At 50.1% G+C, this 6,700-nt stretch carries 9 protein-coding genes; all 9 read right to left on the bottom strand.

Annotated features, from left to right (window positions below):
- Nucleotides 1–241: 241 nt before the first annotated feature.
- On the bottom strand, nucleotides 242–964 hold the full coding sequence (locus E9531_RS17815) for a hypothetical protein (protein WP_244610096.1): 723 nt from the start codon (nucleotides 962–964) through the stop codon (nucleotides 242–244).
- Entirely contained in the window at nucleotides 964–1,422 is a 459-nt protein-coding gene (locus E9531_RS12125) for a DNA polymerase III subunit chi (RefSeq protein WP_136574028.1), read from the bottom strand. Before E9531_RS12125 ends, E9531_RS17815 begins: the two co-directional genes overlap by 1 nt.
- Before the next feature lie 114 nt (nucleotides 1,423–1,536).
- A complete protein-coding gene (locus E9531_RS12120) occupies nucleotides 1,537–2,292 on the bottom strand; it encodes a 16S rRNA pseudouridine(516) synthase (protein WP_136574027.1) in 756 nt (251 codons plus the stop codon).
- A gap of 55 nt (nucleotides 2,293–2,347) precedes the next feature.
- Nucleotides 2,348–3,220 (bottom strand): LOG family protein, encoded by an 873-nt coding sequence (locus tag E9531_RS12115; RefSeq protein WP_136574026.1) that lies wholly within the window; start codon nucleotides 3,218–3,220, stop codon nucleotides 2,348–2,350.
- A 111-nt stretch (nucleotides 3,221–3,331) separates the two neighbouring features.
- The gene (asd, locus tag E9531_RS12110) at nucleotides 3,332–4,180 is read right to left on the bottom strand and encodes an archaetidylserine decarboxylase (RefSeq protein WP_136574025.1); all 849 of its coding nucleotides are present in this window, start codon (nucleotides 4,178–4,180) and stop codon (nucleotides 3,332–3,334) included.
- Between the two features lie 171 nt (nucleotides 4,181–4,351).
- Nucleotides 4,352–5,140: a peptidylprolyl isomerase gene (locus E9531_RS12105; RefSeq protein WP_136574024.1), complete on the bottom strand. Its 789-nt coding sequence runs from the start codon at nucleotides 5,138–5,140 to the stop codon at nucleotides 4,352–4,354.
- A 79-nt stretch (nucleotides 5,141–5,219) separates the two neighbouring features.
- The gene (locus tag E9531_RS12100) at nucleotides 5,220–5,519 is read right to left on the bottom strand and encodes a BolA family protein (protein WP_136574023.1); all 300 of its coding nucleotides are present in this window, start codon (nucleotides 5,517–5,519) and stop codon (nucleotides 5,220–5,222) included.
- Complete coding sequence (locus E9531_RS12095) at nucleotides 5,516–6,085, bottom strand: septation protein A (RefSeq protein WP_136574022.1); 570 nt, start codon at nucleotides 6,083–6,085, stop codon at nucleotides 5,516–5,518. Before E9531_RS12095 ends, E9531_RS12100 begins: the two co-directional genes overlap by 4 nt.
- Nucleotides 6,086–6,271: 186 nt before the next feature.
- Entirely contained in the window at nucleotides 6,272–6,685 is a 414-nt protein-coding gene (msrB, locus tag E9531_RS12090) for a peptide-methionine (R)-S-oxide reductase MsrB (RefSeq protein ID WP_136574021.1), read from the bottom strand.
- Nucleotides 6,686–6,700 lie beyond the last annotated feature (15 nt).

Genomic DNA, 6,700 nt, shown 5'->3' with positions numbered 1-6,700 from the left:
ACTTCTCAAAATGATGGTTTTGCGGGGGGATTACCAACAAACCCTGCTTGGCTCTGAAGTGTGCAGATTTTGGATGGGCTAAGAGAGGTGCCTTGTGGCCATGTTCAAGGCTTTGCTTGACTGCTTCAATCCTGAATTCTTCGGGGTAACGTTGTGCTTTCATTTGGGCTCCTATTAAAACTGAAATAGGAGGCTCAAAATTATCTACTAAACCCTGGTCGATTCATCCGTATCAACGAGCTCATTCCCCGCTCGCACCATTTTCCCTAGGATTACTTTGCTCGGCTATCTGTGTCAGTTCGTCAGCCATGGCCTCATAGACACTGGTACGAACAGCAAACTCAAGCTCTTCACGCATGCTGGGTAGCAATGAACGTGTCTGAGCCTCAATCACGCTGGCAATCGCTTGACTGATTCGCTCAGCCAGCACTGCATCCACGCGCTGCATCACACGGTGTACCAGTTGCTCTTCAAATTCAAGGGGTAGATCTCCTCGCACCAACTTGGTCTGAGGTGTTTGGCTCACCTCAAGTACAGGCGCTTCATGCGCAGGTAAAAACGCCACATCCGGTTGCATGGCATCAGTTAAAACAGGAATGTGCTCAGGCCGCAAGCCATTCTCAGCCTCATCAGCAACCTGCTCTGCCGTTTTATCAAGTGAGACCACTGGATCTAATGCACTCAGCGTTTCCTGTGCATCAGGCATAGCAACAATAGCGGGATCCTGTGTCACTTGGTCTGCCGCGAGAGAATCCGTTTCAGAATCAATCACCGTGTGCTCGGATGCCTCTAAAGGCCCCTGAATCAGCTCGCCAGAGTCCAGAACTTGAAGGTTGCGTTCATCCCCCGTCCCCAAGTCAAGCATATCGCTTGCTGTTGTGTCAGTAGTCGCATCCTGTGCGTCAACGACTTCGGTCAGCGTGGGAACAAAACGTGCAGGAGTTGGTAAATCAGAGGTCTCCATCAGGCATTCCTTTGCGCCAAATCATGGCGGTGGATGGCATAGCCGCGCTGTTGGTAATAACGCCAGCGCATGCGTGCACGCTCGCGGTCTGCTCCATCCTGCGCGCTGACCAACTCATACACATGCTCAAAATGGCTAAAAGCAGCAGGCACCTCATCCCAGAGCGACAGCAGTAGCGTTGGCTTGAAAACGCCCTCCTGTTGCGCAAGTGATTCAGCAGAGATTGCTTCACGCAATTGCACGGGCGCGACCAACGTGGGCGAGGCAGTAGAAGTCTCTAAATCATGGGCCACAAAATCGCTAGCAGTCATCTGCCATAGCATGTCGTCAAGCTGCGCTAAAACTGCTGCATTGCCCGTCAAGACCATGCCCGACTCTTGCATGAACGCTTTACGTGCCAAACGGCAGGCAAGGTTAAGCTTGTCTGGCACATTGAAGTAAAAGTGCACGTCTGTCATGTTGCAATTATCCGGCAAGTTATTCTCTTGCCACCCAGCATCTACAGGTTTAAATAAGGCCTCGATTGGCTTCAAAAAAACCACGATGACCTTCAATGTGAGGCCTTACAATATTTAAGTGGCAGCTTGCTTGCTATACAAAGCAGTGACCTGATCGGGGGTAAGCCAAAGCCATTGACCTGGTTTGAGGTCATCTGGAATTGTCAATGAACCGATGCGGCTGCGATGCAAGGTCTCAACCCGATTGCCGACGGCAGCCAACATGCGCTTGACTTGGTGGTACTTGCCTGCATGCAGGGTCAAGCTGATGTGCGTGGGAGTATGTTGCTCAACCGCATCCGCTTTGACTTGCTCATTCGAATCGTGCAAAACAACACCCGCCAGCAAAGCTTGAATTTGCTTGGAAGTTACCTCATGACAGGCATGCACCTCATACACCTTGGGCACCATGTGTTTTGGAGAACTCAGGCGATGAATAAATGCACCATCATCAGTTAAGAGCAATAAACCTGTCGTGTCTTGATCTAGACGACCTATTGCCTGAACCCCGGTCTGACCGCCTTTAACAGGCCGCTGGCGCAACGGTCCAGGCAATAAGGTGTAAATGCTGGGGTAGGCAGAAGGCTTTTGCGAGCACTCATAACCTGCCGGCTTGTAGAGCATCAGATACGCTTTTTCCTGGTAAGGCCAAAGCTGGCCCTGCACCTGAAGTTGCAACCCCTGCAAGTCATCAAACCAGAGCGAGGCATCCAGCGTTTCCTGCCAGTTTTGACCCGCAAACGCCCATTGCACCAACCCCGACTGGACAAGCCCGTAACACACGCGGCGTGTACCAAAGCCCTGGGAAAACAAAATATCAGCCAATTCCATGCGACGCAGTCCAACTCTTTCTTATCACTGTTTTCGTGTGCAAGCTCTACATGGCTTACGCAGCCGCGGCCGCGTAAAACCCTCGAATCACATCCCATGCTTGTTGTGGCTCATCACAGTAATGCAGCAAGTGCAAGTCCTGAGCGGAAATCATGCCTTCTTCCACCAACGCATCAAGGTTCAATAGCCGTTTCCAGTAACTTGAACCAAACAGCACGATAGGTAAGCGCCGTGCTTTGCCTGTCTGCACAAGCGTGAGTACCTCAAACAATTCGTCCAGAGTTCCAAACCCACCGGGGAACACAACCAATGCTTTGGCGCGAATCAAGAAATGCATTTTGCGCAGAGCAAAATAATGAAACTTGAAGCTCAAGCCCGGCGTAATGTAACGGTTGCCACTTTGTTCATGGGGCAAAGTGATGTTCAGGCCCACATTCAAGGCACCGGCCTCGTAGGCGCCTCGATTAGCCGCCTCCATGATGCCGGGGCCTCCACCTGTACAAATGACGAATCGCTTCTCAACCGGCTCAGACTCACAGTCTCGTGCAACCAAGTTGGCAAAAGCTCGCGCCTTTTCATAATAAGTCGCATTGCGCACCGCACGTTCTGCCAAAGCGATGGCGTGCGCATCGCCAAGTGTTTGCGCCTGCACCAACTGCGCTGCCGCCTGCTCAGCATCTACGATACGCGCGCTGCCATAGACAACCACGGTTTGGTGAACACCACGCTCTTCTTGTTCCAACTCAGGTTTAAGCAACTCCAGTTGAAAACGAATGCCGCGTGTTTCTTTACGCGTCAAAAACTCTGGATCATCAAACGCCAGGCGATAAGACTGCGGCTGCAACGTTTGAGGGTTGAGTGCATCCGCATCAATCTCGTCAATCGAATGCGTCAGAGTTTGTGAAATTTGAGGAGGCGTTGACTTCATTAGAGAATCCATTTATTCCAAAAACATCAAAGGCATACAGCGTATGCATCTCGGCCAATTGGTGGTCCGCACGTTATCTGCAAACGCAGCAGTGCGCCCCCATTGCCAGCATCACGCCAGAATCGAACGTGCCATTTCCTGTCCCATTTGAATAGCACTGCCCGGCTGCCACTGCGTATTCCAGTGAACGCCAGCTTCAGGAGGCATGAGCATGATGACTGTAGAGCCGAGCAAAAAGCGCCCCATTTCCTCACCCTTATGCAAACTCACACGATCTGAGCCTGTTTGGCCGTATACCCAATGGCGAATAGCCCCCGTGCGAGGAGGAGTCACCACGCCATGCCAACTGGTTGCAATGCTGCCCACAATGGTGGCGCCAACCAAAACCATGACAAACGGTCCATGCGGGCCTTCAAACCAGCAGACCAGGCGTTCATTACGCGCAAACAAGCGATCAATGCCTGCGGCTGTTGCTTGATTGACGGAATACAAATCCCCTGGCACATGGCTCATTCGAACCAGTTGCGCATCGCAAGGCATATGGATGCGGTGGTAGTCGCGTGGGCTCAAATACAGCGTGGCAAAAAAACCATCTGCATAAGCAGATGCACGTTGCTCATCAGCCAATAATTGCGCAGCGGTATAGCTGCGCCCTTTGGCTTGCACAATCTGACCTTGCTGAATACGACCAAGTTGGCTGACCGCACCATCTACCGGGCTGATCCAATCGGCATGAGCCAAAGGCCGCACACCAGGTTGAAGGGCGCGAGTAAAAAAATCGTTAAAGCATGCATAGTCTGCTGGATCAGGGTGCAGAGCCTGGCTCATGTCCACGCCATAACGGTTGATAAACCAGCGAATGAAAGGCTGGGCAATCCACGCTTGACGGCTGGCGGCCAATACGCCCGCACATTGCGTGAGGGTTTGCCGAGGCGCGATTTTTTGCAGAAAAAGGGACATGCAGAAAATGAATCTAAATCAACAGGTGGCAGAAACCGAGCGCTACAACACCATGGCATCTTGCACATAAACAATCGTCCATTCTATGTGCATTTGCACAATCGCAACGGCAGCCTTACACGCATAAAAAAAAGAGCCTTTCGGCTCTTTTTGAGTGCTCAATCAAAAAAATTATTTTTCAATTTTGGCTTCTTTGTACAGTTTCTCTTGGTACTCAGTAAGTTGTTGTTGCGCCAATGTTTCTTCAATTTGTGACTTCACAGCAGACAACTCTGGTGGTTTAGAGTCACGCAGATCTTTGAGTTGCAGAATGTGATAGCCGAACTGCGTTTTCACAGGCTCTTGCGTAATTTCGCCTTTTTTCAGCTTTTTGAGCGCATCGGCAAACTCTGGCACATAGGCATCAGGGCGTGACCAGCCCAATTCACCACCTTTGGCGCCCGAACCTGGATCTTTGGATTTTTCCTTGGCGATCGATTCAAATTTCTTTGGATCTTTCTTCAACTCAGCAATGATGGCTTTGGCATCGTCTTCTTTATCCACCAAGATATGGGCAGAGTTGTATTCTTGGCCTTTGTTTGCAGCCACGAACTTGTCGTACTCAGCCTTGATCGCCGCTTCTGTGACTGGATGGTCTTTCTGATACTTCTGGAACAAGGCACGGATCAAAAAGGTTTGTCGCGCCAGATCCATTTCTTCCTTGAATTCTTTGGAATCTTCCAGCTTCAGCTTGCTGGCTGCTTGCTCAAACACAGCGCGGCGAATCAACTCTTCCTTGACCTGAGCTTCTAACTCTGGAGTTTTAGGGCGGCCTGATTGCTCAAACTGCTCGATGAAGAAGTTGTAGCGCGCCTCTGGAATGGCCACGCCATTGACGGTTGCCAAAGTCTGTGCAGATGCTGGCAATGCAGCACCCAAGAAAGCGCTAGCCAATAAAACGGAAAGCAATTGTTTTTTCATGGAATATCGATTCCTTTTAGGGTTTTCTAAAAATCGGGCTACATCGCCGCAAGTTTTCAAACTGGCCACTAAAGCACAATCAACTCGATTGCTTCACTTCAATAGCCAATGCATGCAAACCTGCATCAAAAAAATCACGCAGCGAATCATACACAAGACGATGTGCTGCTACGCGACTCTTTCCATCAAATAAGGGTGAAGCAATGTGAACCCTGAAATGAGTTCCAAAGCCACTCCCATTGGAGCCTGCGTGCCCTGCATGCTGCTGACTCTCATCGATTACCAGAAGTTCCCTTGGTTGTAACAGATCACGCAATCGCGCATCAATCGTTTGGGCAGTCACTTGTACTGACAATGCCTTAGTTTGGGCTGTATTCATGGTTTAGGCGTGTCGTTTTTGACTGGTTCATCCTGCCCTGGCACAGTGATGTGCTTGCTCAATGCCAACATCAAGACAATAAAAAAAGCAAAGGTAATCAAAGGACTACCAAAAGTTTTGTAGTTCACCCACATGGATTCACTGAAATTCTTGGCCACAACAATATTCAAAACTCCCATGAAGGTGAACAGCGCGATCATGCTCCAAGTCATGATCCGCCACGCAAAATCAGGCATTTGCAGCTGCGCCCCCATCAAGGCTTTGAGTGGATTTTTACGCAATACCACCAAGGAAACCAGCAATACAGCAGCCAAAAGCCAATTGACGATGGAGGAGCGCCACATCACAAAAATCGGGTTTTGCAGCACCAAGGTCATGCCACCAAATACGCCAATCAACCCCATACTCACCCACTGCATGGTTTCGACTTTGCGGCCACTTATATAAGTAACGATTATTTGTAGAACGGAGGCTGCAATGGCGACGCCAGTTGCCACATATATGTCCCACATTCTGTAAGAGACAAAAAATAAGGCAAAGGGAAGAACGTCAAAAAGAAATTTCATAATGGGAACTGGTGCTCGCGCAGCACAATGGCGCGGCAGTAAAAACAAAAATAAGCGCCGATTTTACGAGGCCGCCACTCTAAACGTTCTAAAAGCAGGAACAACAGTCCAACCACCATCGATGGACGTTAGTGTTTGGATGAATCTGTAAATCGGTGAATCGTGAACAGCAGGCGTCGATATAGCTTATTGGTCAGACTCAAAATCCATCGCGGCGGAGTTCATGCAATAGCGCAAGCCTGTTTCAGTAGGCCCATCTGGAAACACATGGCCCAAGTGTGCGCCGCATTGCGCGCACAAAATCTCAGTGCGCGTTCTGCCTAGGCTATGGTCGGCTCGTTCTTCAATGGCGCCTGGCAACGCTTCATCAAAACTAGGCCAACCACAGCCGGCATCAAATTTGGTCGATGAATCAAACAAGGGGGCATCACAGGCGATGCAGTTGTATTGCCCCTTTTGCCAGAACTGCTCGTACTTTCCTGTGAAGGGTCTCTCTGTGGCTGCATGCCGGGTGACTTGGTAAGCCAAGGGTTCAGCCCCCTCTTTTTGGCTCAGTACTTCTTGCCATTGCGCATCAGTTTTTTGAATCGGAAAAGACATCGTTATCACCACGTA

This window comes from Lampropedia puyangensis, from assembly GCF_004833285.1.
In the GTDB taxonomy this organism is placed as follows: Bacteria; Pseudomonadota; Gammaproteobacteria; order Burkholderiales; family Burkholderiaceae_C; genus Lampropedia; species Lampropedia puyangensis.
The sequence above is the reverse complement of the archived record's forward strand: the minus strand, read 5'-3'. Positions and strand labels throughout refer to the sequence as shown.

What these genes read in the sequence shown, in the direction of transcription:
- asd (WP_136574025.1), bottom strand. Translation starts at nt 4,180, where the DNA reads ATGTCCCTTTTTCTGCAAAAAATCGCGCCTCGGCAAACCCTCACGCAA.
- E9531_RS12100 (WP_136574023.1), bottom strand. Translation starts at nt 5,519, where the DNA reads ATGAATACAGCCCAAACTAAGGCATTGTCAGTACAAGTGACTGCCCAA.
- E9531_RS12115 (WP_136574026.1), bottom strand. Translation starts at nt 3,220, where the DNA reads ATGAAGTCAACGCCTCCTCAAATTTCACAAACTCTGACGCATTCGATT.
- E9531_RS12105 (WP_136574024.1), bottom strand. Translation starts at nt 5,140, where the DNA reads ATGAAAAAACAATTGCTTTCCGTTTTATTGGCTAGCGCTTTCTTGGGT.
- E9531_RS17815 (WP_244610096.1), bottom strand. Translation starts at nt 964, where the DNA reads ATGGAGACCTCTGATTTACCAACTCCTGCACGTTTTGTTCCCACGCTG.
- msrB (WP_136574021.1), bottom strand. Translation starts at nt 6,685, where the DNA reads ATGTCTTTTCCGATTCAAAAAACTGATGCGCAATGGCAAGAAGTACTG.
- E9531_RS12120 (WP_136574027.1), bottom strand. Translation starts at nt 2,292, where the DNA reads ATGGAATTGGCTGATATTTTGTTTTCCCAGGGCTTTGGTACACGCCGC.
- E9531_RS12125 (WP_136574028.1), bottom strand. Translation starts at nt 1,422, where the DNA reads ATGACAGACGTGCACTTTTACTTCAATGTGCCAGACAAGCTTAACCTT.
- E9531_RS12095 (WP_136574022.1), bottom strand. Translation starts at nt 6,085, where the DNA reads ATGAAATTTCTTTTTGACGTTCTTCCCTTTGCCTTATTTTTTGTCTCT.